Raw genomic sequence first — 26,478 nt, forward strand, 5'->3', positions numbered from 1 at the left:
AAAACCCGTCAGCCTTGCGGTTGACGGGTTTTCTTATGACTTATGCAGATGATGTCCGCTGGCTTAGCCAACCCAGTGACGCATGTGATCCCAGGTCTGACTGATCACCGTGCCGTATTGATCAATGATCAGCTTGATCGAAATCGCGATCGAGGTCACGACAAGCAAAGGTCGAACAAGGCGCGCGCCAACCTTCATCACCAGATGCGATCCGATTTGCGCACCAATAAGGGCGCCAACCGCCATCACCCCGCCAACAACCCAGACAACCTCGCCACCGGCAATAAACATCACAAGGGATGCAAAGTTCGACGTGAAGTTCAGAACCTTGGTATGGGCGGTCGCCTTGGTCATGTTGAAACCAAGCAATGCCACAAATGCGATGGAAAAGAACGACCCGGTGCCCGGACCAAAGAACCCGTCATAAAATCCGATGCCAAATCCGGCGGTAAAGGCAAAGGTCGCCTTGCTGATCAACTGATGGGCATCAATGTCACCAACCTTTGGTGAAAACAGGAAATAAAGCGCAATCAGGATCAGAAGCCCGGGCAGGATGGTCATCAGGATGCCCGGATCAAGCATCTGCACCAGCAAAGTACCAAGGGCCGACCCCGCAAAGGTCAGGACAATGGCCAGTACCATGTCACGTGGATTGACGTGACCCTTGCGGATGAAATTAAGCGACGCGGTGAAGCTTCCGAAACTTCCCTGCAGCTTGTTGGTGGCAAGTGCCTGTGCGGGGGATACACCCGCCCATAACAGGGCCGGGATGGTGATCAATCCGCCACCCCCGGCAATTGCATCAATACAGGCGGCAAGGGCGGCAACGCCAAACAGGATCGCTAAAAGATCAAAACCAAATTCCATGGGGTGGCTTTCGTAAAACAGGGGATCACGCAAAGGTGGGGCAAGGCGCGACCTGAAATCCCGGACGCTGGTCTGACATGGGGCGTCATTGAGGCCGGGCGTCGCCATCATATGGTTTTGTGGATCGGCGTCCAGTCGAAGATGACCACCTTGTTACGCCCGTGATACTCTATGGTCATCAGGTCGTGACCGGGGAACTGATCGGGGGAAGGGGTGATGAAAATCTGGTTTTTCGGATTGGCATTGTTTTTGGGCGTGACAAATCCTGCCAATGCCCACGAGATCAAGAATTGCAAGTGTGACGAGGCCTGCTTAACCGACGAGATTTCCCATCTTGCCTGTGATCGCGACAAGGTGCGATTCTCGGCCAGGGGGCTGCCCGATCCGTCCCATCCTGTCATGACCGGCATTACCGCCAGCAATCAGCAATTCCCCGCCGCCCATGATTTTGAATTCGAAATCCTGCAACATCCCCAATTGGCATCCCGACCAACCGCGACCGAGGCCGGGCCGGTAGGGGTTGCCGTCAACGGGGTGCCGATTTTTGATCCGTCGACACAAGGTCCGGTCAATCCACAAACCGGCAAACGTCCATCGGCCTTTACCGAGGGCGAGCTTGATGAATGTGGCGGTCATGCCGGGCGCGGCGATGACTATCATTACCACATCGCGCCAAGATGCCTGATCTATGACCTTGGTCGCCAATGGGTCGATATCGATAAAAAGCCGGTTGGCTACGCCATGGACAGCTTTCCGATTCTTGCCCTTGGCTGGTTTGAACCCGCCAATTCGGTCGAGTCCCTGCTCGATGCCTGTCGTGGCATGAAAGATGACAAGGGATCCTACTTCTATAATGTCAAAACCGCGCCGGACTGGAATGTTCTGAATTGTCTTTCGGGCACGCCACGCGGATTTGCCCGGGATCGTTGGACCATGCGTCGTGATCGCACCGGACAGGATATTGTCGGTCTGCCGATTCCCTTTGAAATCAAAACCGCGTTGTCACAGTCGTTCGGCCCGGATGTTTGCCGGGTGATGACCGGGACCTTGCGCGGTGAACAGCTTTTGCAAAGCAACGGCACGACCAAGCGGATTGATCGCCAGGACGGCGCGCTGTTTTACTGCAATGCCACCTGCTATGGCTTGTTCTTCGAGGCGGACCGCGCATCATCCATTCGTGGTCGTGCGATCTATTACGATTACATCGATGATGCCTGCCCGGCGGGTTTTGGTCTTGCTTCGCTTGCGATATTTGACCCCTATCTTGGGCCTGCCCAGTCACGCAAAGGTCCGGCAGGCACGGGCAAGGCCGGGCCGGGGCCCAAACCGCGCCCCGATGGTCAACCGGGGAATGGCCCGCCACCACGCAATTGAAATTGGTCCTTATTTTGTGTGCTGAACTGTTTTAAAACGTGAAACGCTTTCATTTAAACGAGTTCCAGATATGCCCGAATTGCCAGAGGTCGAAACCGTCACCCGTGGTCTGACACCCGTGATGGAAGGTTATGTCGTCGACCATGTTGTGCAACGTCGTCCGAATTTGCGCTTTCCGTTCCCGGACGGCTTTATCGACCGGATGGCAGGCCGCAAGATCGATCAGCTGACCCGGCGGGCGAAATACATTCTGGGCTATCTTGATGATGGACAGGTCCTGCTGATCCATCTTGGCATGTCGGGCCGCATGACCATTCATAACGATCCGGCGATTGAGGTCCCCGAACCGGGCAAGCACGATCATGTCGATTTTGTCATGCAGGGCGGTGCGGTTGTCCGTTTTAACGATCCCAGACGATTTGGGGTCATTACATTGATCGCAGCCAACGAAGTCGCCAGCCACAAGATGCTGGCCGATATCGGGCCCGAACCGCTTGGCAATGCCTTTAACAGTTCGGTTCTGGCCGAGGGGCTGGCACGTCGCGGCAGCCCGATCAAAACCGCCTTGCTGGATCAGAAACTGGTCGCCGGGCTTGGCAATATATATGTGTGCGAAGCGCTGTTCCGTTCCGGTATTGCTCCGGACCGTCTGGCCAAGGACCTTAAGTCCGGCGAAATTGATCGTCTGTATCGCGAAATCCGGCTGGTGCTTGAAGATGCGATTGCCGCGGGCGGATCAAGCCTTAAGGACCATCGTCAGACCAATGGCGAGCTTGGCTATTTTCAGTATAATTTCCGCGTCTATGGCCGTGAAGGCGAACCCTGCGTGTCTGATGGCTGTGACAGCACGATTGACCGCATTGTTCAGGCAGGGCGTTCGACCTTCTTCTGTCCGACCTGTCAGAAGTAAGGCGGGATAGGTCCGGTCTTTGGGGTTTCGGGACGGTGCGTCGTGCTCTGTCGCATGGCTGATCGGGGAATCGATATCTTTTGCGCCTGATCAGGGTTGCTTTCGCACAGGTCAGGTTGCGGCACGCGATCAAAATCGGTAAAACAGTATCAAAATATGGTTTCAGACGAATCGACCGGGCGGCAAGCCCAGGTTGATCGGACATAAAGGATTACAGGCATGTCATATGAAAACATCATCGCCGAGAAAAAAGGCAATGTCGGACTGATCACCCTGAACCGTCCGCAGGCGCTTAATGCGCTGTGTGATGCGCTGATCAAGGATATCGGTGCGGCACTTGATGATTTCGAATCCGATGAAAACATCCGTGCCATCGTCATTACCGGGTCGGAACGTGCCTTTGCGGCCGGAGCCGATATCAAGGAAATGGCCGATTACGATTATATGGATGTCTATAAAAACGACTTCATCACCAAGGGCTGGACCCGCGTTGCAAGCTGCCGCAAGCCGACCATCGCCGCTGTCGCCGGATTCGCACTGGGTGGTGGCTGTGAACTTGCCATGATGTGCGACATCATGATTGCCGCCGATACCGCCAAGTTCGGTCAGCCGGAAATCACCATCGGCACCATCCCCGGTGCAGGCGGGACCCAGCGCCTGACCCGTGCGGTTGGCAAGGCCAAGGCCATGGAAATGTGCCTGACCGGGCGCATGATGGATGCCGAAGAAGCCGAACGTTCCGGTCTGGTGGCGCGAATCGTCCCGGCCGACTCGCTTCTCGAAGAAGCCCTTAAAACGGCTGAAAAGATCGCATCTTTCTCGGGCCCTGTTTCGATGAAGGTCAAGGAAACGGTGAACAAGGCCTATGAAATGACCCTGACCGAGGGTCTGATGTTCGAACGTCGTGAATTCCATTCGACCTTCGCACTCGAAGATCGCGCCGAAGGCATGAAAGCCTTCACAGAAAAGAGAAAAGCCGATTTCAAGCACCGTTGATTGTGTATTGATTGGCGCTAGTTGACCCCTGATTCCGGTGCTGCATATCTGTATTGCAGCACAGCAGAGTCCTAAACCGCAGAAAATAGGGCATCGACGCGGCATCGGGGGTTGACGAGGGTTTCGGACAGAGCTATAAGCCGCGCTCCGAATTACGTAACATTTGTTTGAAGAGACAGGTTCGCAATGGCTCACCATAAATCGGCCAAGAAGCGCATTCGCCGCAACGCCGCCCGTGCAGAAGTTAACGGCGCACGTATCGGTCGCATTCGTACCTTCGTTAAGAAGGTCGAGGCTGCGCTGAACGTTGGCGACAAAGATGCTGCTCAGGCTGCGATGAAAATCGCCGAGCCGGAAATGGCGCGCGGCGCACAGCTTGGCGTTCTGCACAAGAACACCGTAGCTCGCAAAGTTTCGCGTCTGACCGCTCGTATCAAGTCGCTCTAATTTATCCCTTACGGGATGGCGAGTCGAAGGCCGTACCTCTGGTACGGCCTTTTCGCTGCCCGGATTTCAGAGAATCACCTTTTGTTCCTTGATTCCGCGGGTGTAAGAAACCGCAGAAAATAAGGAACGTTTTGGTGCCGAAATCCTTTTAACGTTCTGTTAAAGATCGCCTTGCCTGATGTGGGTCGCATCAGTACAGTGTTTGGACTTCGCAGGTCGCGCAAAGCGGCCCGTGACGAAGAACCAAAAAACAAAAGGCGCGAGTACGCTTCCACTAATTTGCGGAAGGCCAGCGTGTTCAGCACATTCGTGATGAACGCGACATAGTACTATTTTGTCTTTTGCAGTCATGATTGTGTGGAATTTTGGGATATCGGGGAAGGTTCAAACAGTGCAGCACGCCGTGAGGGGAACGCAATCGGCACTCGGGCAATCCAGCGGTGGAATGCAGAGTGACCAGCAGGCGGCACTTGATGATCACACGATAGCAACATGGCAGGTCGTTCGCGAAAAGTTGCGTGCCGAGTTCGGTGCGACGGCTTATCGCTATTGGCTTGAACCCGTTGTTCTGATCGGTGTGGAAGCTGGAGTCGCGCGTCTTGGTGCGCCGACCCGCGCCATGCGTGATTGGGTCACCCAGCACTATCTCGACCGTATCCAGGCCTTCTGGCACGCCGAAGATGCCAATGTGCATTTCGTCGAAATCAACATCATTTCTGTTTCCAGTGGTGTGGCTCAGGCTGCTCCGTCCTCGGTTGACATGGCGCCGTCTTCGGCTGGTGTTGCTGCGTCTGCTGTGGGGGCCAAGGCACCGTCAAAGGCCGCTGTATCTGCACCTTCCGCGCCCGTATCGGGCGGTGTTGCCGTTGCAGAACCCGGGTTCCAGCCACAGGCATCGGGCCGTACCGCCATCGCCAGCATGTCTGATGATGGTATTTCGGCGGCCCTTGATCCGCGCTATACCTTCGACAACTTTGTGATCGGCAAGCCGAACGAATTTGCCTATGCCGCCGCCCGTCGTCTGGCAGAGGCCGAATCGGTGCCGTTCAACCCGCTGTTCCTTTATGGCGGTGTCGGTCTTGGTAAAACCCACCTGATGCATGCGATTGCCTGGCATATCCGCCGCACGCAGCCGCATCGCACGGTGATTTACCTGTCGGCTGAAAAATTCATGTATCGCTTCATCCGGGCGTTGCGTGACAAGAACACGGTCGATTTTAAGGATCAGTTCCGCTCGGTCGACGTTCTGATGGTCGATGATGTTCAGTTCATCTCGGGCAAGGATTCGACCCAGGAAGAATTCTTCCACACCTTTAATGCGCTGGTCGATCAGGGCCGTCAGATCATTGTGTCGGCTGACAAGTCGCCGTCCGATCTTGAAGATATCGAAGAACGCCTGCGTTCGCGTCTGGGCTCCGGTCTGGTTGCCGATATCCATGCAACCACCTATGAGCTTCGTCTTGGCATTCTCGAATCCAAGGCCGAACGTCAGGGTGTTGAGCTGCCGCAGCGCGTGATGGAATTCCTTGCCCACAAGATCACGGCCAATGTCCGTGAACTTGAAGGTGCGCTGAACCGCGTGATCGCGCATTCGCAGCTGGTTGGTCGCGAGATCAGCCTGGAAATGGTTCAGGATGTTCTTCACGATGTGCTGCGCGCTTCCGAGCGCCGGGTATCGATCGAGGAAATTCAGAAACGCGTGGCCGAGCATTTCAACATCAAGGTGTCGGACATGCATTCTGCCCGCCGTGCGCGTGCGGTTGCCCGTCCGCGTCAGGTGGCGATGTATCTGTCCAAACAGCTTACCACCCATTCCCTGCCGGAAATCGGTCGCAAGTTTGGCGGGCGTGACCACACCACGGTCATGCATGCCGTGCGCAAAATCGAAGAACTCCATAGTGCCGATCCGTCGCTTTCCGAAGATATCGATCTTCTGCGCCGGATGCTTGAAGGCTAGGCGCTGCGCTTGATCCGAACACCGGTCACATTTCCCTGAATTCGGGGTGGAATGTGGCCGGATTTCACCCGGTATTTCGGGTGGGTTCCGGGTCAAAAAGGCCGGCAAAATTTCCCGTAATTACATGATCGAAACTGCGAGTCGCGCAGTATGCGCCGATTTGCGCGTTTTTGGCGGAAATTGGTGCGCCGACTCCTTTTATTTGCTTGGGTTTAAGCCGTAAAAATCCTTCGATTTCGTGCCATGCATGTTATAATGCGCCTGCCTTGCCCGAACGGGTGGGGTTCAGGTGAGAAAACTGAATAAAAAACAATTTGTTAAACGCATACTGACAGACGGATAGGACGGGCATGAAGCTGACCATCGAACGCGCGGCTCTGTTGAAATCGCTGACCCATGTTCAAAGTGTTGTTGAACGACGCAACACCATCCCGATTCTGTCCAATATTTTGCTGCGGGCAGAAAATGACCGTCTTTCCCTGACGGCAACCGATATGGATCTTGAAGTCGTCGAAACCACGACGGCCGAGGTATCCGAGGCGGGTGCAACCACCACCCCGGCCCATACCCTTTATGAAATCGTTCGCAAACTGCCCGAAGGATCACAGGTGCAGATCGCCCTTGAACCGGGTGCCGGTCGTTTGACCCTGGCGGCGGGCCGTTCGAAGTTTAATCTGGCAGTTCTGCCGGTTGATGATTTCCCGGTTATGTCCGGTGGTGATCTTCCGGTCAGCTTCGGTCTTGCTGCTGCTGAATTGCGTGGCCTGATTGATCGCGCTGAATTCGCGATCTCGACCGAGGAAACCCGTTACTACCTCAACGGTATCTATTTCCATGCCACCGACGCCGAGGGCACCAAAATTTTGCGTGCTGTCGCCACCGACGGTCACCGTCTGGCCCGGGTCGAGGCACCGCTGCCCGATGGTGCGGAAAACATGCCGGGTGTCATCGTTCCGCGCAAAACCGTTGGCGAATTGCGCAAACTGATCGAAGAAACCGGCGAAGCCGTCGATATCACCCTTTCGGATACCAAAATCCGTTTCGGTTTCGGCAATGCGGTTCTGACCTCCAAGCTGATTGACGGCACCTTCCCGGATTACGAACGCGTGATCCCGTCGGGCAATGACAAGACCCTTGATATCGAATGCAAGGCCTTTGCCGATGCTGTGGATCGTGTTTCTGCGATCTCGATTGAAAAATCCCGTGCGGTAAAGGTTGTGCTTTCGGGCAATACCCTGACCCTTTCGGCTTCAAGCCCGGAACACGGCACCGCGTCCGAGGAACTCGAAATCAACTATGATGCCGAGGATATCGAAATCGGCTTTAACTCGCGCTATCTGCTCGACATTGCCAAACAGGTTAAGGGTGACACCATCAACCTTCTGATGTCGGACGGTTCAAGCCCGACCATCCTGCGTGATACCGACGACCTTTCGGCATTGTATGTTCTGATGCCGATGCGTGTTTGACGGTAAGCACGATACGCTGTGGCTGTTCTTGCCAATAACCTCACGCCAAAAGACGGTGCGTCCATGACAAACCGTCTTGCCGTTTCCCGTATCCAGCTCAGTGAATTTCGCTGTTACGAAACCCTGCGCCTGTCACTGAGTGGCGCGCCGGTGGTGCTGACGGGGCCAAACGGGGCGGGCAAGACCAACCTGCTCGAAGCCGTATCCTTGCTGGCACCGGGCGGCGGATTGCGCCGGGCCAAACTGGGCGATATTGCGCGCAATGTTCCGGCAGCTCCGAACGGGGCGACACGGGCCTGGGCAGTTGCCGCCGATCTTGAAACCCCGGACGGGGCATTTCAGGTGGGATCGGGCCTTGATCCGGCCGCCCTTGAACAGGGGCGCGAACGCCGGGCGGTCCGCATCGATGGTCAGGCCCAGCGCGGGCAGGCGGCCTTGGGTCGGGTTTGTGCCGCGGTCTGGTTGACACCACAAATGGATCGTCTGTTTCTGGATGGTCCTTCGGCGCGCCGGCGCTTTCTGGATCGGCTGGTTTACGGCCTTGATCCCGATCACAGCAGCCGCGTTGCCGCCTATGAGCATTCCCTGCGCTCGCGGGCGAAATTGCTCAAGGAAGGCAAGGGCGATGATAAATGGCTGGCCTCGATCGAAGATTCGATGGTCCGTCATGGTATTGCCGTTGCCGTTGCCCGTGCCGATCTTCTGGCGCGATTAAGCCGTGCGGGAACCATGGCCATCGGGCCGTTTCCCGCTGCGCGTCTGGCGCTGGCGGGTGATCTTGAAGACTGGCTGGAAAAATATCCGGCCATCGAGGTCGAAGACAGAATGCGGGCGGCATTGCGCGACGGACGGTCACGTGATGCCACCTATGGCGGGGCGATTGTCGGCCCGCAACGCAGCGATCTTCTGGTCTGGCACGATGCCAAGGGCCAGTCTGCCGATCAATGTTCGACCGGCGAGCAAAAGGCACTGTTGCTGTCGATCATTATGGCCAATACCCGCCTGCAGACAAAGGCGCGCGGGGCTGGTCCGCTGCTGTTACTTGACGAGGTGGTTGCGCATCTGGATGCAGAACGCCGCACCCACCTGTTTGACGAAATCGTGGCGCTTGGCGTCCAGGCCTGGATGACAGGTACGGACCGGGCGCTGTTTGAAGGTTTGGACGGGCGTGCGCAATTCTTCCGCGTGGAGGATGCCACTCTGTCCCTGGAAACCAATCCGTGAATGCCGAGGTTGTGACGCTATGACCAACGAAACAGAAACTCCGAACACTGCCCAGCCGGCGCAGGAGTACGGTGCAGAATCGATCAAGGTTCTCAAAGGCCTTGAAGCGGTGCGCAAACGCCCGGGCATGTATATCGGTGACACCGATGACGGAACCGGTTTGCACCACATGATCTACGAAGTCGTCGATAACGCGATTGACGAAGCCCTTGCCGGGCATTGCGATACCGTCTGGGTGCAGCTTAATGGCGATGGTTCTGCCACCATTCGCGATAACGGCCGTGGCATCCCGACCGACATGCACAAGGAAGAAGGCGTTTCCGCCGCCGAGGTCATCATGACCCAGCTTCATGCCGGCGGTAAGTTCGACCAGAACTCCTATAAGGTTTCCGGTGGTCTGCACGGCGTGGGCGTTTCGGTTGTGAACGCGCTGTCGACCCTGCTTAAGCTGCGCATCTGGCGGAATGGCAAAGAACATTACATGGAATTTTCCGGCGGCGATGCGATCAAGCCGCTTGAAGTCACCGGTGATGCACCGCTGACCGCCGATGGTACACCGCTTTCGGGGACCGAGGTTACCTTCTACCCGGATGGCGAAATCTTTACCCAGCTTGAATTTGATCTGGCGACCCTTGAACATCGACTGCGCGAACTGGCCTTCCTGAACTCGGGTGTGATCCTGACGCTGCGCGATGAACGTCATGGCGAGCCGGTCGAAACCAAGCTGCATTACGAAGGTGGTATTCGTGCCTTTGTCGAATATCTGGACCGTAACAAAACCCGCCAGATCGAAGAATCCATCAGCATCGAAGGCGAAAAAGACGGCATCACCGTCGAAGTCGCCCTGCAATGGAACGACAGCTATCACGAACAGACCCTGTGCTTTACCAACAACATTCCGCAGCGTGATGGCGGAACGCACATGGCCGGTTTCCGTGCGGCCCTGACCCGTCAGATCAACAACTATGCGCAGGAAAGCGGCATCGCCAAAAAGGAAAAGGTTGCCCTTTCCGGTGATGACGCCCGTGAAGGCCTGTCTTGTGTGATTTCTGTCAAGGTTCCCGATCCAAAATTCTCGTCCCAGACCAAGGACAAGCTGGTTTCGTCCGAAGTTCGTCCGGTTGTTGAAAACATCGTCAATGACAAGCTGCAACAGTGGCTTGAAGAACATCCGGCTGATGCCCGCAAGATCGTTACCAAGGTTGTCGAAGCCGCATCCGCCCGCGAAGCTGCCCGCAAGGCCCGCGAACTGACACGGCGCAAAGGTGCGCTTGATATCTCGTCGTTGCCGGGCAAACTGGCCGATTGTCAGGAACGCGATGCGTCCAAAGCCGAGCTGTTCATCGTGGAGGGTGATTCCGCAGGTGGTTCGGCAAAACAGGGCCGTGAACGCGGCTTCCAGGCGATCCTGCCGTTGCGTGGTAAAATCCTGAACGTTGAACGCGCCCGCTTTGACAAGATGCTTTCAAGCCAGGAAATCGGCACTCTGATTACTGCCATGGGCACCGGGATTGGCCGCGATGATTTCAACATCGACAAGGCCCGCTACCACAAAATCATCATCATGACCGATGCTGACGTCGATGGCGCGCATATCCGAACCCTGCTTCTGACCTTTTTCTATCGCCAGATGCCCGAACTGATTGAACGCGGCTATCTCTATATCGCACAGCCGCCGCTCTATCGTGCCAAGCGCGGTAACTCGGTCCAGTATCTCAAAGACGACCGCGAGATGGAACAATACCTGACCGCGCAGGGCACCGAAGAAGCGGTTCTGACCCTTGCCGATGGTCAACAGGTTGCTGGCCCGGATCTGGTGCGTGTGGTGGAGCTTGCCCGCAAGGCCAAAGGTTTCCTGCAACCGCTGTCGATCAAATTGCCGATCTCGGTTCTTGAACAGGCGACCCTTGCCGGTGCCCTGAACCCGGCATTGCTTGATGATGATGGCAAACGTGCAGACGCCGCACAGACTTTGGCCAAGCATCTCGACAGCCTCGAAGAAGATTTCGACCGCGGCTGGCAGGCCGAGGCACCGCTCGATGAAATCGTCATCTGGCGTATGCTGCGCGGTGTTGAACAGCGCCACGTGATCGATGGCAATATCCTGCGTTCGGCCGAGGTCCGCGCGATTGCCGGTGTCCTTGCCGACCTGCGCGAAATCTTTGAAAAGGGTGCCGAATTCGTCGCAAAGGACAAGAGCTGGAAAATCAACGGTCCGGTCGATCTGGTCAATGCGGTCATGGAATTTGGCCGCCGCGGCATCTCGATCCAGCGTTATAAAGGTCTGGGTGAAATGAACCCGGATCAGCTTTGGGAAACCACCCTCGATCCGAACGTCCGTTCGCTGCTTCAGGTCAAGGTCAACCACGCCGACGAGGCCGAAGAAGTCTTCTCGACCCTGATGGGCGACATCGTTGAACCGCGCCGCGACTTCATCCAGTCCAACGCCCTCAAGGTTGCCAACCTCGACGTTTGATGCGCGGGTTCCTGGAACCTGCCTGTGAATTGACGCATAAAATTGGAAACGCGACAGATAAATCTGGAATCTGTGACGCATAAAATAAGAAGCCGAAGGCATAGCCTTCGGCTTCTGTAGTTTAAGTTCGTTGAACTATCGTTCGCTTAAACTATTCCGCCACCACTTCCTTTGCTGGCGGGGCGTTGTTGTCCGACTTCGGCGCGATAACCCGCTTTGCGATAGGCAATAACCGGGTCAATTGCACCACCGTCACGCTGGCGCGCCATGGCGAGTATTGGTGAGACATCGGTATTGTATGCTGCCTTGAGCGTACGGCTTGCCATCATCACATCGTTTTCGTCCTGATAGGCTTCAAGCGCAGCACGGTCGACAAGCAATGCCTGCACATAGGCACGCTGGACTTCAGCAGCACTTGAAATCAGGCTTTCGATCGGATCCGTCACATTATGCGATTGATCAAGCATGTAGGCCGGATCGAATTTTTCCGGTGCACGGCGCTCTGCCTCAACCAATTCATTGAAAACAAGGAACAGCTGATAGGGATTGATTGATCCGCTATCGAGGTCATCATCGCCGTATTTGCTGTCATTGAAATGGAAACCGCCAAGTTTCCCAAACTGGAACAGTCGGGCGACGATCATTTCAATATTCACATTTGGCGCATGATGACCAAGATCGACAAGGCAGGACGCCTTGGGCCCAAGCTCGGTCGCAGCGAGATAATTGCTACCCCAATCCTGAATGACCGTCGAATAGAATGCTGGCTCGAAAATCTTGTGCTCGATGAACAGCTTCCAGTCATCGGGCACGCCCGCATAGACTGCCCTCATCGCATCAAGATAGCGTTCAAAACTGCGCGTAAAGCTTTGCTGGCCCGGGAAGTTCGTGCCATCCCCGATCCAGACAGTCAGCGCCTTTGATCCAAGCTTCTGACCAATTTCGATACATTCAAGATTATGGGCAATCGCCTGTTCACGCACTGCCGGATCAGAATGGCTCAGGCTACCGAACTTGTATGACTGACCTTGATCATCCTGGTCTTGAAACGTGTTGGAATTCATCGCGTCAAAGCCAAGACCATATCCCGTCGCGACATCGCGAAGTTCACCCAGATCATCGACCTTGTCCCATGGGATATGCAACGATACGGTCGGCGTCGCGCGGCCCAACTGCTGAATGACAGCGCAATCAGCAAGTTTTTCAAAGATGTTGCGCGGCTCGCCCACACCGGGGAAACGCGCAAAACGCGTCCCCCCGGTTCCGACACCCCAGGACGGGATTGCGACCGAAAAGTCCCGGGCTGCCGTTGTCAGTTTTTCGATATCAAGGCCACGACGGGCGAGCTGCTCACCCAATGCAGTGTAATCTGAATCCAATGCTGAAATATGGGCATCGTTATGTTCGGCAATCAGGTCTGCCGAAATCGGGGCTTGTGAAGTCATGGGTTCCTCCCCGGGTCGTTATAACCGACCCTTGATGTGTTTAGCGGGTGAATGACGGCGCGTGACCGGCATCGACATTGACCACATTACCCGTTGATTTTGCCGCATTGTCAGATGCGAGGAAATAGATTGCCTCGGCAATGTCTTCTGGCAGAACATTGAGTTTGAGCATACTGCGCTGACGGTAATGTTCCTCCAGCTGATCGGGTGCCATGTCATAGGCCTTGGCACGCTGTTCGCGCCATTCCCCGGACCAGATTTTAGAACCACGCAGAACCGCATCAGGATTGACCACATTGACACGAATACCAAACGGCGCCCCTTCAAGGGCAAGGCATCGGGCCAGTTGGATTTCAGATGCCTTTGCCGTGCAATAGGCCGATGCCCCAGGCGATGCCACAAGCCCGTTTTTGGATGCGACAAACACCATGCTTGCAGGACGTTTTTGCAGTTTCATGATTTTGAAGGCTTCGCGCGCCACAAGGAAATATCCGGTCGAAAGGATATCCATATTGCGCTGCCAGACTTCAAGGCTGGTTTCATCAATTGGCGCTGCTGACGAAATACCTGCATTCGAGACCAGGATATCGATCCCGCCAAACTCGGCACAGCTATCATGCATCAGCTTGATGACAGAGTCTTCGCTCGTCACATTGACCGGAAGCCCACGCACCTGATCTTTGCCAAATACGGATCGCAAATCCGCAACCGCGTCGCCGAGTGCCGCTTCATCAATATCACATGCAACTACGCATGCACCTTCTTGCAACAAACGGCCGCAGGTCGCCTTGCCGATGCCACCAGCACCGCCTGTAACGACAGCCACGCGGCCTGCAAGGCTTTTGGGTTTGGGCATGCGCTGTAATTTGGCTTCTTCCAACAGCCAGTATTCGATATCGAACGCTTCCTGCTCATCCAGTCCCATATAGGTGCTGACGGTGTCTGAACCCCGCATGACATTGATCGCATTGACGTAAAACTCGCCAGCAATACGGGCCGTTGCCTTGTCCTTGGCAAAGGACAGCATGCCGACACCTGGGATCAGATAAATCACCGGATTGGGATCGCGCATCGCCGGGCTGTTATCGTGTTTGCAGCGCTCGTAATAACCTTTGTAATCTTCGCGGTAGGCAGCAAAGGCTTCGGACAATCCTTCGATGACGGCATCCAGATCCGGTTTTGCCGGGTCGAAGTCAATAATGATCGGACGGATCTTGGTGCGCAGGAAGTGGTCCGGGCACGAGGTGCCAAGGCTTGCGAGTTTTTCAAGCTTGTTGGAGTTCACAAACTGCAATACGGCATCGCTGTCATTGAAATGACCGATCTTGCGTTCACCGGCATCAATGAAGCTGCGAATGCGCGGCATCAAGGTTGATGCAATCGCGCGGCGTTGCTCGGGGTCGAGGCTTACATGGCGCTCACCGCCAAAGATTTCAGCATTTGCCGTTTTGCCATCGAACCAGGCAATTGCCTTGTTAATGATGTCAACTGTCGTGTTGTAGCATTTCTCGGCGCTATCACCCCAGGTAAACAGGCCATGGCTTTCAAGGACAACACCCTTGCTGTTCGGGTTATCGTTGAAATACTGCTCAAGCATCAGGCCAAGTTGATATCCCGGGCGCTTCCACGGAAGCCAACCGATATCATCGCCATAGATTTCCTGTGTAATCGCACGGCTGTCTTTTGATGCGGCAATTGCAATCACGGCATCCGGGTGCATGTGATCGACATGGGGTTTGTTGATATAGGCATGAAGCGGTGTGTCGATACTTGCCGCACGGGGATTAAGGTTAAAGGTGCAATGGGGCAAATAGCCAACCATTTCATCTTCAAATTCCTCACCGCGATACAGCCCATTAAGCGCGCGCAGCTTATCCATGTAAAGCGTCGAGAAACCATCAAGCTTCATGCTGCCGACATCGCCACCAGACCCCTTGACCCAAAGCACTTCGACTTCATCACCGCCAAGTGGATCCTTTTGCCAAACCTTTGCCGACGTGTTTCCACCGCCGAAATTGGTGATACGCAAATCAGAACCAAGCAGGTTGGACCGGTACAGAAGACGTTCAGGCTCACTCAAGCCTGAGGCGTGCTCCGCGTCCCATTTATTTGGAAGAAGAATCTCAGAAGGAACAGATGACATGATCCGATAACCTATCACTTGGACGTTACACATGGCGGTCTGCTATGAATGCGATTGCCGCCTCCCATTTTTTTCAAGCAACTAAACCGGATTTCAATCATAGTCAATCATAAACGATCATTTTCTTTCAATATTGCACTGCAAAATGATCAATTATGACATTTTATGTTTGACAATGATCGAAATTGCGCGAATATCTGGCGAATGGAGAGCCAATATGCATGAACGTGAACGACATAGATTGATATTGCGCGCGGTCGGGGAACATCCCGTCGTCACGGTCGCCCAGCTTGTTGATATGCTGGACGTTTCCGAGGCAACTATCCGTCGCGACATCGCAGCCCTTGACGATGACGGCAAGCTTCGCCGTGTTCGTGGCGGGGCAGAAGCCATCAATCCTGTCACAAGCAAACAATTGCTTGGACGGCCATTTTTCGTAACCAAAACGCTCAATGTCGCGCAAAAAGCTGCAATTGCCGCCAAAGCAGTCGAAATGTGTGAAGAAGGCGATTCCATCATCATCCACGGTGGTTCGACCACCTACCAGATGGCACCGCTACTCAAGTCCAAGAAAATGCAGGTGCTGACCAACTCGTTCCCGCTTGCCGACTATTTGATCGAGCACAGCCAGAACAGCGTGGTCGTTCCAGGCGGGACCATCTATCGCGAACAGAACATTATCCTTAGCCCGTTTGAAAGCGATGTGATCCACAACTTCTATGCCTCCAAGGCATTCGTGGGTGCACAGGGCATCAATTCGATGGGACTGATGGAAAGCGATCCCATGATCATCCAGTCAGAGCAACGCCTGATCGCACAGGCCGAGAAGCTGGTGGTGATGATCGACAGCACAAAATTCACCCAGCGCAGCAACATGTTCCTGTGCCGGTTGGACAATATCGACACCCTGATTACCGATGACGGTATTCGTGATGAAGACCGCGCCATGATTGAGCGTTCGGGCATCAAACTTGTCATCGTGTCAGCACAACAGGAAGACGACCAGAATACGGCAAGCGCATAGCCCAAAGGGACAAAAAGAGCCCGGCGCCTGTCAGACAAAAAGCAATAAAAACCAATCATGGAGGAACGTTATGAAATTCAGAAAGTCTCTGATGGCAGCCGCCATTTTTGCCATGGGCATGGCATCCGTAACCGCACAAGCCGCTGACCCGGTTCGTGTCGGACTTGTCGTAAAATCACTTGGTAATGGCTTCTTTGAAGCGGCCCGGGATGGAGCAATAGAGGCCGCCAAGGAAATCGGCAACGCCGAGGTTATCTATACCGGCCCGACTTCCACCACGGCTGAAGGCCAGATTGAAAGTATCAACGCCCTGATGGCCCAGCGTGTTGACGCAATCGCCGTTTCCGCAAATGACCCGGACGCACTGGCACCGATCCTGAAACGTGCGATGGATCGTGGCATCAAGGTTATTTCTTGGGATAGCGGTGTTGCAGATGATGCACGCATCGTCCATCTCAACCCGTCGAGCAACCCGCTGATTGGTGCTATGTGCATCAAGCTTGCGGCCGATGTCGCCGGTGATGCTGGCGGTGAAATCGCCATTCTTTCGGCAACCCCGACATCCACGAACCAGAATATCTGGATCGACGAGATGAAAAAGGTGCTCCCTGATTACAGTCAGCTGAAACTTGTCGACACAGTTTATGGCGATGATCTTGCTGATAAATCCTATCGCGAAACCGTCGCACTGCTCAAAAAACATCCGAACCTCAAAGTAATCGTTGCACCGACCTCTGTTGGCATTGTTGCAGCAGCACAGGCCGTCGCTGATCAGGGCAAAATTGGTGAAGTCTTTGTCACCGGTCTTGGCCTGCCGTCCGAACTTGCCGGCCACGTTGATGCCGGATCGGTCAAGAGCTTTGCGATTTGGAACCCAATTGATCTTGGCTACTCGGCGATGATGATCGCTTATCAACTGACCCAGGGCGACGAGCATATGATGATCGAAGCCGGTCGCATGGGCACCATCACGTTTGACAAGGACGGTAACGGCGCAATGTCTGACCCGTTTGTTTATGACGCGTCAAACGTCCACAAGTTCGCCGACATCTTCTAAGCGATACCACGGAACTGGCGGAAACCCTTTGCTCCCTTAAGTGGTTTCCGCCACTCTTTCCCGCGATCACGACGCTCTTGGCATAAGCATCACTCGAATGCGGCCTGAGCCAAAATCTCCAGACTTTGATGTGAAGGCTTGAAAAGCATGGACAGGCCTGTTCTTGAACTGCGCAATATTTCCAAGACATTCCCCGGGGTGAAGGCGCTTGATGGCGTTGAATTGCAACTTTATCCCGGACAGGTCACGGCACTTATCGGCGAAAACGGCGCAGGAAAGTCCACTTTGGTGAAGGTGCTCACGGGCATCTATACGCCAGATGGCGGTGACATCCTGATCAATGATGAACCCGTCAGAATGCAGGCTGCAACTGATGCGAAGCGCCACGGTATTTCGGCGATCCATCAGGAAGCCGTGATGTTTGACGAACTTTCCGTCACCCAGAACATTTTCATAAACAATCAGAACCGGAACAGGTTTGGCCTTCTGGATTGGCCGCTGATGCGTCGACGCGCCAGAACGCTTCTGGAATATCTTGATGTCAATATTGACCCTGATCTGCCGCTGCGCGAGCTGAGCGTTGCGCACAAGCATCTGGTGTCTTTTGCCAGTGCGCTTTCAATCAATTCCAACATCGTCATCATGGATGAGCCAACAGCATCGCTGTCTCATCACGAGATTCAGGAACTCTACCGTCTGGTCCGCCGCCTTCGTGACGAAGGAAAGGCAATCCTTTTCATCAGCCACAAGTTCGACGAAATCTTCGAGATTTGTGATCGCTACACCGTCTTTCGTGACGGCCAGTTCGTCGGTGCAGGCGAAATCAATGATGTGACCCAGGATGATCTGGTCGCAATGATGGTCGGTCGAACCGTCAAACAAATCTATCCAAAGATCGAAGCCGAAATCGGCGAACCGGTCATGACTGTTGAAGGTCTGTGTCATCCGACTGAGTTTGCCGACATTGACTTTGAGCTGCGTCGTGGTGAAATCCTTGGGTTTTATGGTCTCGTCGGTGCAGGTCGTAGCGAAGTCATGCAGGCCCTGTTTGGCTTGACCCCGACCTCGGCCGGGTCAATCATACTCAATGATAAGCCCTTTAATCCGCGCACACCCGGTGATGCTGTCGATCAGGGATTGGTTTATGTCCCTGAAGATCGCCAGCATCAGGGCGCAATCCTCAGTTTGCCAATTTTTCAGAACATCACACTTCCTCAATTGGGCGGTCTGTCGCGGTCCGGCTTTATCGATATGGCCCGTGAATTTGACGTAGCCCGCCAATATGCCACACGCCTTCAGCTCAAGGCGGCGAGCCTGTCGGAGAATGTTGAGAACCTCTCGGGCGGGAACCAGCAAAAAGTCGTTATCGGCAAATGGCTTGCGACCAATCCGAATGTCATCATCGTCGATGAACCAACGAAAGGCATTGATATCGGCTCAAAAGCCGCCGTGCACAAATTCATGGGCGAACTGGTCGCACAAGGATTGTCGGTGATTATGGTGTCCTCTGAACTGCCCGAAGTCATGGGCATGTCTGATCGCATTATTGTCATGCATGAAGGTCGGATCGCAGCACGATTTGATCGAGATGAAATGACAGCCGAAGCCATCGTCACCGCGGCGACAGGAGCCTGAAATGAAAACGACATCCATAATCGGCAAACTGATCTCGCACCGTGAATGGCTTCTTGGTGGGTTGATAATCTTGATGCTCGTTGGTGTTGGCTCAGCCGCACCCTTCTTTGTTGGTACCGCCAACCTTGCCGAAGTTTTCGATGATACGGCGATTCTGATCATGCTTGCCTGTGCGCAGATGCTTGTGATCCTGACCCGGTGCATTGATCTGTCGGTCGCATCGAACTTGGCATTTACCGGCATGTGCGTGGCCCTGTTCAATGTCGCTTATCCGGAAACATCCGCCTTGGTGACAGTTGTGATGTCAATCGGGATCGGATTGATGCTTGGCGCCTTTAACGGTCTTCTGGTCTGGCTGGTTGGCATTCCGTCGATCGTTGTCACCCTTGGCACCATGAGTGCATATCGCGGTTTTGTCTTTTTGCTTAGCGACGGAGAATGGGTAAACGCCCATGAAATGACGCCGCAATTCCTGGCCCTGCCGCGGGCAGCCTTCCTTGATGTGACCGTATTGTCCTGGATTGCCATTGCCCTGACGCTGGTGATGTTTGTCTTTACGCGCTTTACCAAGACCGGCCTTTCGATCTTCGCGGTCGGCGGGAACCCCAAGGCTGCTGTCTATAGTGGCCTTGATGTCGGCAAGCATCAGTTCATCACATTTTGTATTTCTGGCGCAGTTGCTGGCTTGTGCGGCTATCTCTGGGTCTCGCGCTATGCCGTTGCCTATGTGGAAGTTGCCCTTGCCTTCGAACTTCAGGTCGTTGCGGCTTGCGTCATTGGCGGGATCAGCATTGCAGGTGGCATCGGATCAATCTGGGGGGCCGTTCTTGGCGCGATCTTCTTGGGGCTGATCAAAAACGCGCTCCCCGTAATTGGAATTTCTCCCTTCTGGCAGCTCGCGATCTCCGGGCTTGTGATTGTTCTGGCCGTTATCGTTAATTCTCGTAGTGAAAAACGAGGCGGCCGACGTATCCTGCGGGAGGCACATCAATGATCACCGAGAAAACATTGAAACAAACAATGACCAATGATTTGCCCAAGGATATGTCCAGGCATCTGCCTGATAGCTTGAACAGCGATTTGCGCAGTAAGATGATGCGCTGGGAAACATTGTTGATGGTGTTTGTGGTGATTGCCTTTTTCACCAACATACAGCTTTCGCCTTATTTCCTTGATCCCTGGAGCCTGTCGGACGCGACGTTCAATTTCACGGAAAAGGCGATCATTGCCTTACCGATGGCGCTATTGATCATTGCGCGTGACATTGATCTGTCTGTTGCATCAACCATCGCGCTGGCATCAGTCGCAATGGGCTTTGCCAACACAATGGGCGCAGGCCCGATTGAACTCGCCCTGATCGGTATGGGTGTTGGTACCGTTGCCGGCTTCGTGAATGGCTGGATCATCACCAAGTTCGACATTCCGGCAATCGTTGTCACCATCGGCACCATGAGCCTTTATCGCGGCATCGCCTATATCGTCCTAGGCGATGAAGTCTATCGCAGCTACCCGGAAGGCTTCGCATTCTTTGGTCAGGGTTATGTCTGGGGCGTGCTGTCGTTCGAGTTTGTTCTGTTCCTCTGCCTTGCTGTGGCGTTCGGGATATTGCTGCACAAAACGACCTTTGGTCGTCGGGTCTACGCGATTGGCAACAACCCGACGGCAGCCTTGTTTTCCGGGATCAATGTCAAACGTCATCGACTGTTCCTGTTTACGCTTGTCGGTCTTTTTGCCGGGGTTGCGGCGGTTCTTCTGACATCGCGCATCGGTTCAACCCGCCCGTCAATCGCGATGGGATGGGAACTTGAAGTCATAACGATGGTGGTTCTTGGTGGCGTCAACATTATGGGCGGTGCGGGCAGCATCGTCGGCGTATTTATAGCTGTGTTCTTGATGGGGCTTGTCACCTTTGGCATGGGCCTGATGAATGTGCCGGGCATTGTGATGTCGATCTTTACCGGCCTGCTTTTGATCCTTGTGATTGGCACACCAATCATCTGGCGTCGCGTCTTGACTGCACGCAAAATGAAATCAAAATCCGGGAATTAGCAAAATGGAGAAAATTGCCTTCAAAATGATGCTTAATCCCGGTCAAGCTGAAGAATACAAGAAGCGGCATGATGAAATCTGGCCGGAGCTATCTTCCCTTTTAAGAGACTCGGGAATCTCCGACTACAGCATATTTCTGGATGAGGAGACCCACATTCTTTTTGCTGTTCTGCGCCGTACGAAGAGCCACGGGATGGATGAATTGCCACGTACGGAGATCATGCAGCGTTGGTGGTCCTTCATGGGCGATATCATGGCAACGAATGCTGACGGCAGCCCGGTTGCGATCCCGTTAACCAACATGTTCCACCTGCAATGACGGACCAAACGAACCGGTTTGCCACTGCCGTCATTGATATAGGCAAAACCAATGCCAAGCTTGTCGTTTGGGATCACGATGGCGAGCACATTCTGTTTGAAGTCAGTCAGCCCAATCGTTCGATTGATCGGTCTCCTTACCGACATCTTGATACCGAAGGACTTTGGCAATTCTATCTTGGGGCTTTGACGCAGGCTGTGTCGGAAATTGCCCCGATCACAATTGGCAAATTGATCCCAACCACCCACGGTGCAACTGTTGTTATCCTGAACAAGGATCAGTTGGTTCTTCCGGTCCCGGATTATGAAAATACATATGATGCGTCCATCAATGAGGCCTATGACGCCGCCCGTGATGCCTTTACAGACAGTCAAAGTCCCTGTTTGCCCGCAGGCCTGAATTTCGGGCGACAGATATATGCCCTTGAACAGAACTTTCCTGCCGAAATGGCGCAGGCAACGGACTTTCTGCCTTATCCGCAATACTGGTCATGGAAATTCTCGGGCGTGAAGGCTGCCGAAGTGACATCTCTTGGATGCCATTCGGATCTGTGGCGACCTTACGAGGGGGATTGGAGCAAGCTTGCAAAAGTACGGGGTTGGGATCGGAAATGTCCACCGATCCGAAAGGCGCAAGACATTTTGGGGCCGATATCGCCGGAACTCGCAAAGCGCACTGGATTGCCCGCCGATTGCCAAATCTACTGTGGCATTCACGACAGCAACGCATCTCTTGTGCCTCTCATCACGCAAATCGATCAACCGTTTTCGCTTGTGTCTTCCGGAACCTGGACGGTCTGCTTTTCTGTTGGCGTACATTCAAAACCAGTGTTGGATGAAAATCGTGACAGCTTGTGCAATGTCGATTTCAACGGAGAAGCAGTTCCCAGCGCCAGATTTATGGGGGGGCGAGAATATGCCTTTCTGGCAGGCGACTGCACCGAAAACCCGACAATGGGCGATGTCGAACGTTTGATCCGTGCGGATTGTCTTGCGATCCCCTCATTCGCAGGAGCCGGGGGACCGTTCAGTCGACATTCAGGAAGAATCTTAAATGAATCTGTTCTCAAAACCGATCGGGATAAAGCTGCGCTCGCAACGCTTTATTGCGCTCTGATGGGGGATTATTGCCTTGAAATGACGGGAAGCGGAGGCTCGATCATTGTCGAAGGGCCACTTGCAATGAATTCGGCGTTTTGCGAGCTCTTGGGAGCCTTTCGTTTTGGACAACAGATTTTTGCGTCAACCGACAGTTCGGGTACGAGCTTTGGTGCGGCAATGCTCACAAGCCAAGCGGTCAAAATTGGATTACGTGGTATGAAACGGATATTGCCCGAAAGAAGCGAAGCCTTGATTGCTTACCGCGACTTCTGGCGCACGAAAATTAACCAGCTCGATTTGTATCTTGCAAGGTGATGTGCCTCTGGGGGCAGTTTCTGTATTCAGAATGGCCAATCTGCTGTGGAATGAACTCATTCCCCTCCGGTCAGAAGCGCCCCGTGTGTCTGGATAACCTTTGCCGAAAGCACTTGGCCGCTTTGGATGGCATTGCCGGTATCGGCACCGCTTAGCCGGGCTGCCAAAAATGCTGCGTTAAAGGAATCACCCGCACCTGTTGCATCCACCACCTTTGAAACTGGCGGTGTTTGAACGCTTTCCACCTGACCATCATGCCGGAAAAAGCACGGACCGCCGCCGTTCTTGACCACGATTTCCGCAACGCCAAGATCGCGATATCGCATTACGGTTTCTTCCGGCGTTGCATCTCCGAACAATGTTGCCTCGTCATCAAAGCTCGGAAGAATGATGTCCGAGATCGCCGCAACGTCGCTCAGTACCCGTTTGCAGCTATCCCGATCTTGCCAAAGTGCCGGTCGGATATTGGGATCAAATGCAATGCGGGTCTGTTTCGGGCGTGCCTTGATGATCTCAATCAAGGCGGTACGGCGATCCTCGCTCAGGATCGCCAACGTGATCCCCGACAGATAAATAACATCCGCCCCCAGTAACGCCGATTCCAGTGCCGCAATATCATCGGCCATCTTGCGTGCCGCTGAATTTTCGCGCCAATAGGTGAAAACGCGATCACCATTTTCCTGATCAATAAGATACAGACCCGGACGATTGCCCGACAGACGCTGAATGGCGCTGGTATCGATACCGGCATCACTGATGAACCGCGCGATACGATCGGAATATCGATCATCGCCAAGTGCGGTAACGTAACGCACCTGCCAGTCCCGGTCATTCGTCGCATTCCGGAAATGCCATGCCGTATTCAGGGTATCCCCGGCAATCCCCATTTTCCAGTGGCCATCCTGCCCGCCGGACATTTCGATCATGCATTCGCCGATGGCGACAAAGCGCTGCATCGTCATTGCGCGATTTCATCGGCAATGGCGGCATCGGCCCCGTGCGACAATAAAGTCGACAGGCGGCTGATCACGGCTTTGCGCCAATGCGGATTGTCATGCAGTTGGGTTGGCATCCAGCCCGGCAAATTTGCCAGACGGTCATAAAGGCCTTCGGCACCTTGCGGAATGTCGAGAAGTTCTTTGATTTCACCGGCCCGCGGATCGTCGGGCAATCGGCTGGTTTCGCCCGGCTCCGTCGGGTGGATCTGCTTTTGGACAAAGGCAAGCCACGCGGCAAAACAAAGTGCAAATGTGCCAAGACGCTCTCTGTCGCCCGGCAAGTCACAAGCTGGGGCAAAAATCCGCTGTGGCAGCTTTTCGGTGCCGTCCATGGCGATCTGCCGGGTTTCATGGGCAATTTCGGGATTGCGGAATCGCTCGGTCAGTTCCGCGCCATATTGGGCAAAATCAATTCCGGCCAGTGGCGGCATGGTCGCGGCGGAATTTTCCATATGCTGTGCGACAAGACTAGCGAAATTGTCATTCGCCATGGCATCACGGACATAGCGATATCTGCCAAGTTGCCCGACATAGGCAATCAGCGAATGACTGCCATTAAGCATGCGAAGCTTCATCCCTTCATAGGGATCGACATCCTCGACAAGGATGGCGCCACCTTCTTCCCAGGCGGGTCTGCCATTGGGGAAATCATCCTCGATCACCCATTGCGAAAAAGGTTCGGTCTCGATTGCCGCGGGGTCGTCCATCCCGGTCAGGGCTTTGGCATCGGCATATGTGGCGGCGGTTGATGCCGGGGTGATGCGATCCACCATGGTGGACGGGAAAGACACATTCTCCGAAATCCAGTCACCAAGTGCCGGATCGATCTGCCTGGCAAAATCAGTCACACCAGAACGAAGCAACTTGCCATTGGCCGGAAGATTGTCACAGGACACCACCGTAAACGGCGCAATACCGGCATCCTTGCGGCTTTTCAATCCGGCAACCAGAATGCCAAGAAGTCCCGACGGTCTGTCGGGATTTTCAAGGTCATGGCGAATGGCGGGGTGATCGTTCTGGATTTTTCCCGATTGACGATCAATGCCATAGGCCTTTTCCGTCACGGTAATGGTCACAATCCGGATTGCCGGATCGGCAAGGGCGTCAAGAACCGGCATGACATCGCGCGCCGCCGCAATGGCGTGTGACATGCTGGTAATGCGATGGGCTTCTGGTCCTTGGGCATGGCGTTCGATTACCGTAAATGCGCAATCCTGCGCATTCAGGGCATCAACAATATCCGTGCTGCGCAAACTGACACCGATAATGTGCCAGTCGCCCCCTTTGGCGGCCATCGCCGCATCGGTGTAAACCGCCTGATGCGCGCGATGGAATGCCCCGATACCGATATGCAGGATGCCTGATTTGGCCAAGGCAGATTGCAAAGCCATATCCGACGAACCGGACTGTTTCATCCCTTAACTCCCGAGCTTGTCAAAGCGGGCCGACAGGGCGGTCATCACGCCGCGCAATTCGGCCAACCCTTTCAGGCGTCCGATGGCCGGATAACCCGGTTGTCCCTTGCGGTTCAAATCGTCAAGGATGTCGTGCCCGTGATCGGGACGCATCGGAATGTTCCAGTCCGCACGACCGGCGGCCTTGCGCGATGCCTCCTCACGCAGGATCTGCTCGATCAGGGCAACCATGTCGGTATCGCCGTCCAGATGTTCGGCTTCATGGAAGCTGCAAGGCAGGCCTTCGGTTTCGCGCTTGGTATTGCGCAGATGGATGAAATGCACGCGATCACCCCAACGCTTCATCATGCCCGGCAAATCATTGCCCGGATGAACGCCAAGCGATCCGGAACACAGGGTAATGCCGTTTTCCGCAATATCGACGGCCTTCATGATGAATGCGTAATCGTCTTCGGTGGACATGATGCGCGGAAGACCCAGCAACGCAAAGGGCGGATCATCCGGGTGGCAGCACATGCGAATGCCGACTTCGCGCGCGACCGGCACCACTTCTTCAAGGAACGCAACAAGATTGGCGCGCAGCGTATCGGCATCGATATTGGCATAGGTCGCAAGAAGCTCGCGCAGATCATCAAGCGAAAGGCTTTCGACCGATCCGGGCAGGCCAAAGGCAACGGTCCGTTCCAGTTCCGCGCGACGATCATCGGTCATTGCTGCAAAACGGGTTTTGGCCTCGGCAATGATTTCGGGGCCATAGTCGTTTTCGGCACCGGCACGCGACAGAATGAACAAATCAAACGCGACAAAATCAAATAGGTCAAAGCGCATGCAGGTCGCGCCATTTGAGAAACGCCAGTTCAAATGGGTGCGCGTCCAGTCAAGAACCGGCATGAAGTTGTAACAGACGATGCTGATCCCGGAGCTGGCAAGATTGCGCAGGCTTTCCTTATAGGCTGCGATATGGTCGCGCCACGGGCCAACCTGCCGTTTGATGGATTCGGAAACCGGAAGACTTTCAACAACATCCCAGGTCAGACCCGACACAGAGCCGTCTTTCATCGTCGCGATTTCGCGATGACGCTTGGCAATCTCGTCCGGCGCCCAGACTGCGCCGCTGGGAATGTGATGCAGGGCGGAAACCACGCCATGCGCCCCGGCCTGACAAATATCGTCAATGCTGACCAGATCACGCGGTCCGAACCATCTCCAGGTTTGTTTCATGTGTTTCTCTCTGTATTGGCATGGTGTTATCAACACC

Annotated in this window: 21 protein-coding genes; 15 read left to right on the forward strand and 6 right to left on the reverse strand. The window is 54.5% G+C overall.

Translation table 11 applies throughout. The features are described 5' to 3' along the window. Window positions 1-63: 63 nt before the first annotated feature. Complete coding sequence (locus TH19_RS01650) at window positions 64-867, reverse strand: TSUP family transporter (RefSeq protein ID WP_114100568.1); 804 nt, start codon at window positions 865-867, stop codon at window positions 64-66. Window positions 868-1,083: 216 nt separating this feature from the next. Here TH19_RS01650 and TH19_RS01655 point away from each other — a divergent pair, with 216 nt between their 5' ends. From TH19_RS01655 to gyrB, 8 genes are all read left to right on the forward strand, one after another. After that, window positions 1,084-2,241: a YHYH protein gene (locus TH19_RS01655; protein ID WP_114100569.1), complete on the forward strand. Its 1,158-nt coding sequence runs from the start codon at window positions 1,084-1,086 to the stop codon at window positions 2,239-2,241. Between the two features lie 70 nt (window positions 2,242-2,311). Further along, window positions 2,312-3,151: a bifunctional DNA-formamidopyrimidine glycosylase/DNA-(apurinic or apyrimidinic site) lyase gene (gene mutM / locus TH19_RS01660; protein ID WP_114100570.1), complete on the forward strand. Its 840-nt coding sequence runs from the start codon at window positions 2,312-2,314 to the stop codon at window positions 3,149-3,151. Window positions 3,152-3,370: 219 nt separating this feature from the next. Beyond that, the gene (locus TH19_RS01665) at window positions 3,371-4,147 is read left to right on the forward strand and encodes an enoyl-CoA hydratase (protein WP_114100571.1); all 777 of its coding nucleotides are present in this window, start codon (window positions 3,371-3,373) and stop codon (window positions 4,145-4,147) included. Between the two features lie 186 nt (window positions 4,148-4,333). Continuing rightward, window positions 4,334-4,594, forward strand: a complete 261-nt coding sequence (rpsT, locus tag TH19_RS01670; protein ID WP_114100572.1) for a 30S ribosomal protein S20 — start codon at window positions 4,334-4,336, stop codon at window positions 4,592-4,594. Window positions 4,595-5,039: 445 nt separating this feature from the next. Continuing rightward, on the forward strand, window positions 5,040-6,551 hold the full coding sequence (gene dnaA, locus TH19_RS01675) for a chromosomal replication initiator protein DnaA (protein WP_181846265.1): 1,512 nt from the start codon (window positions 5,040-5,042) through the stop codon (window positions 6,549-6,551). A gap of 350 nt (window positions 6,552-6,901) precedes the next feature. Continuing rightward, complete coding sequence (gene dnaN / locus TH19_RS01680) at window positions 6,902-8,020, forward strand: DNA polymerase III subunit beta (protein WP_114100573.1); 1,119 nt, start codon at window positions 6,902-6,904, stop codon at window positions 8,018-8,020. 63 nt (window positions 8,021-8,083) lie between these two features. Continuing rightward, window positions 8,084-9,244 (forward strand): DNA replication/repair protein RecF, encoded by a 1,161-nt coding sequence (gene recF / locus TH19_RS01685; protein WP_114100574.1) that lies wholly within the window; start codon window positions 8,084-8,086, stop codon window positions 9,242-9,244. A 19-nt stretch (window positions 9,245-9,263) separates the two neighbouring features. Next, window positions 9,264-11,720: a DNA topoisomerase (ATP-hydrolyzing) subunit B gene (gene gyrB / locus TH19_RS01690; RefSeq protein WP_114100575.1), complete on the forward strand. Its 2,457-nt coding sequence runs from the start codon at window positions 9,264-9,266 to the stop codon at window positions 11,718-11,720. A 146-nt stretch (window positions 11,721-11,866) separates the two neighbouring features. Here gyrB and rhaI read toward each other — a convergent pair whose 3' ends face one another. Further along, window positions 11,867-13,165, reverse strand: coding sequence for an L-rhamnose catabolism isomerase (gene rhaI / locus TH19_RS01695; RefSeq protein WP_114100576.1), 1,299 nt, complete (start codon window positions 13,163-13,165; stop codon window positions 11,867-11,869). Between the two features lie 40 nt (window positions 13,166-13,205). Next, the gene (locus tag TH19_RS01700; RefSeq protein WP_309471246.1) at window positions 13,206-15,341 is read right to left on the reverse strand and encodes a bifunctional rhamnulose-1-phosphate aldolase/short-chain dehydrogenase; all 2,136 of its coding nucleotides are present in this window, start codon (window positions 15,339-15,341) and stop codon (window positions 13,206-13,208) included. 184 nt (window positions 15,342-15,525) lie between these two features. Between TH19_RS01700 and TH19_RS01705 the strand changes: the two genes are divergently transcribed. From TH19_RS01705 to TH19_RS01735, 7 genes are all read left to right on the forward strand, one after another. Further along, window positions 15,526-16,332 (forward strand): DeoR/GlpR family DNA-binding transcription regulator, encoded by an 807-nt coding sequence (locus TH19_RS01705; RefSeq protein WP_114100770.1) that lies wholly within the window; start codon window positions 15,526-15,528, stop codon window positions 16,330-16,332. 70 nt (window positions 16,333-16,402) lie between these two features. Then, a complete protein-coding gene (gene rhaS, locus TH19_RS01710; RefSeq protein ID WP_114100578.1) occupies window positions 16,403-17,389 on the forward strand; it encodes a rhamnose ABC transporter substrate-binding protein in 987 nt (328 codons plus the stop codon). Between the two features lie 147 nt (window positions 17,390-17,536). Then, window positions 17,537-19,024 (forward strand): sugar ABC transporter ATP-binding protein, encoded by a 1,488-nt coding sequence (locus TH19_RS01715; protein WP_114100579.1) that lies wholly within the window; start codon window positions 17,537-17,539, stop codon window positions 19,022-19,024. Window position 19,025: 1 nt separating this feature from the next. Further along, window positions 19,026-20,018: an ABC transporter permease gene (locus TH19_RS01720; RefSeq protein WP_220151679.1), complete on the forward strand. Its 993-nt coding sequence runs from the start codon at window positions 19,026-19,028 to the stop codon at window positions 20,016-20,018. Further along, window positions 20,015-21,073 carry an ABC transporter permease gene (locus TH19_RS01725; protein ID WP_220151680.1) on the forward strand — a complete coding sequence of 353 codons (1,059 nt, stop codon included), beginning with the start codon at window positions 20,015-20,017 and terminating at the stop codon, window positions 21,071-21,073. Before TH19_RS01720 ends, TH19_RS01725 begins: the two co-directional genes overlap by 4 nt. A gap of 4 nt (window positions 21,074-21,077) precedes the next feature. Beyond that, on the forward strand, window positions 21,078-21,392 hold the full coding sequence (gene rhaM / locus TH19_RS01730) for an L-rhamnose mutarotase (protein ID WP_114100580.1): 315 nt from the start codon (window positions 21,078-21,080) through the stop codon (window positions 21,390-21,392). Beyond that, window positions 21,389-22,807, forward strand: coding sequence for an FGGY-family carbohydrate kinase (locus TH19_RS01735; RefSeq protein WP_114100581.1), 1,419 nt, complete (start codon window positions 21,389-21,391; stop codon window positions 22,805-22,807). The genes rhaM and TH19_RS01735 overlap by 4 nt, the downstream gene beginning before the upstream one ends. A 56-nt stretch (window positions 22,808-22,863) precedes the next feature. On the opposite strand, the gene TH19_RS01740 is transcribed toward TH19_RS01735, so the two are convergent. Genes TH19_RS01740 through uxuA form a run of 3 tightly spaced genes read right to left on the reverse strand, consistent with a single transcriptional unit; the run spans window position 22,864 to window position 26,441 of the window. Continuing rightward, complete coding sequence (locus tag TH19_RS01740) at window positions 22,864-23,769, reverse strand: sugar kinase (RefSeq protein WP_220151681.1); 906 nt, start codon at window positions 23,767-23,769, stop codon at window positions 22,864-22,866. After that, a complete protein-coding gene (locus tag TH19_RS01745) occupies window positions 23,766-25,220 on the reverse strand; it encodes a mannitol dehydrogenase family protein (RefSeq protein ID WP_114100582.1) in 1,455 nt (484 codons plus the stop codon). The genes TH19_RS01740 and TH19_RS01745 overlap by 4 nt, the downstream gene beginning before the upstream one ends. A 3-nt stretch (window positions 25,221-25,223) precedes the next feature. After that, window positions 25,224-26,441, reverse strand: a complete 1,218-nt coding sequence (uxuA, locus tag TH19_RS01750; protein WP_114100583.1) for a mannonate dehydratase — start codon at window positions 26,439-26,441, stop codon at window positions 25,224-25,226. Between the last annotated feature and the right edge of the window lie 37 nt (window positions 26,442-26,478).

It is taken from the genome of Thalassospira profundimaris (assembly GCF_003326675.1).
GTDB classification, from domain to species: Bacteria; Pseudomonadota; Alphaproteobacteria; order Rhodospirillales; family Thalassospiraceae; genus Thalassospira; species Thalassospira aquimaris.

What these genes read in the sequence shown, in the direction of transcription:
- TH19_RS01650 (WP_114100568.1), bottom strand. Translation starts at nt 867, where the DNA reads ATGGAATTTGGTTTTGATCTTTTAGCGATCCTGTTTGGCGTTGCCGCC.
- TH19_RS01655 (WP_114100569.1), top strand. Translation starts at nt 1,084, where the DNA reads ATGAAAATCTGGTTTTTCGGATTGGCATTGTTTTTGGGCGTGACAAAT.
- mutM (WP_114100570.1), top strand. Translation starts at nt 2,312, where the DNA reads ATGCCCGAATTGCCAGAGGTCGAAACCGTCACCCGTGGTCTGACACCC.
- TH19_RS01665 (WP_114100571.1), top strand. Translation starts at nt 3,371, where the DNA reads ATGTCATATGAAAACATCATCGCCGAGAAAAAAGGCAATGTCGGACTG.
- rpsT (WP_114100572.1), top strand. Translation starts at nt 4,334, where the DNA reads ATGGCTCACCATAAATCGGCCAAGAAGCGCATTCGCCGCAACGCCGCC.
- dnaA (WP_181846265.1), top strand. Translation starts at nt 5,040, where the DNA reads ATGCAGAGTGACCAGCAGGCGGCACTTGATGATCACACGATAGCAACA.
- dnaN (WP_114100573.1), top strand. Translation starts at nt 6,902, where the DNA reads ATGAAGCTGACCATCGAACGCGCGGCTCTGTTGAAATCGCTGACCCAT.
- recF (WP_114100574.1), top strand. Translation starts at nt 8,084, where the DNA reads ATGACAAACCGTCTTGCCGTTTCCCGTATCCAGCTCAGTGAATTTCGC.
- gyrB (WP_114100575.1), top strand. Translation starts at nt 9,264, where the DNA reads ATGACCAACGAAACAGAAACTCCGAACACTGCCCAGCCGGCGCAGGAG.
- rhaI (WP_114100576.1), bottom strand. Translation starts at nt 13,165, where the DNA reads ATGACTTCACAAGCCCCGATTTCGGCAGACCTGATTGCCGAACATAAC.
- TH19_RS01700 (WP_309471246.1), bottom strand. Translation starts at nt 15,341, where the DNA reads ATGTGTAACGTCCAAGTGATAGGTTATCGGATCATGTCATCTGTTCCT.
- TH19_RS01705 (WP_114100770.1), top strand. Translation starts at nt 15,526, where the DNA reads ATGCATGAACGTGAACGACATAGATTGATATTGCGCGCGGTCGGGGAA.
- rhaS (WP_114100578.1), top strand. Translation starts at nt 16,403, where the DNA reads ATGAAATTCAGAAAGTCTCTGATGGCAGCCGCCATTTTTGCCATGGGC.
- TH19_RS01715 (WP_114100579.1), top strand. Translation starts at nt 17,537, where the DNA reads ATGGACAGGCCTGTTCTTGAACTGCGCAATATTTCCAAGACATTCCCC.
- TH19_RS01720 (WP_220151679.1), top strand. Translation starts at nt 19,026, where the DNA reads ATGAAAACGACATCCATAATCGGCAAACTGATCTCGCACCGTGAATGG.
- TH19_RS01725 (WP_220151680.1), top strand. Translation starts at nt 20,015, where the DNA reads ATGATCACCGAGAAAACATTGAAACAAACAATGACCAATGATTTGCCC.
- rhaM (WP_114100580.1), top strand. Translation starts at nt 21,078, where the DNA reads ATGGAGAAAATTGCCTTCAAAATGATGCTTAATCCCGGTCAAGCTGAA.
- TH19_RS01735 (WP_114100581.1), top strand. Translation starts at nt 21,389, where the DNA reads ATGACGGACCAAACGAACCGGTTTGCCACTGCCGTCATTGATATAGGC.
- TH19_RS01740 (WP_220151681.1), bottom strand. Translation starts at nt 23,769, where the DNA reads ATGACGATGCAGCGCTTTGTCGCCATCGGCGAATGCATGATCGAAATG.
- TH19_RS01745 (WP_114100582.1), bottom strand. Translation starts at nt 25,220, where the DNA reads ATGAAACAGTCCGGTTCGTCGGATATGGCTTTGCAATCTGCCTTGGCC.
- uxuA (WP_114100583.1), bottom strand. Translation starts at nt 26,441, where the DNA reads ATGAAACAAACCTGGAGATGGTTCGGACCGCGTGATCTGGTCAGCATT.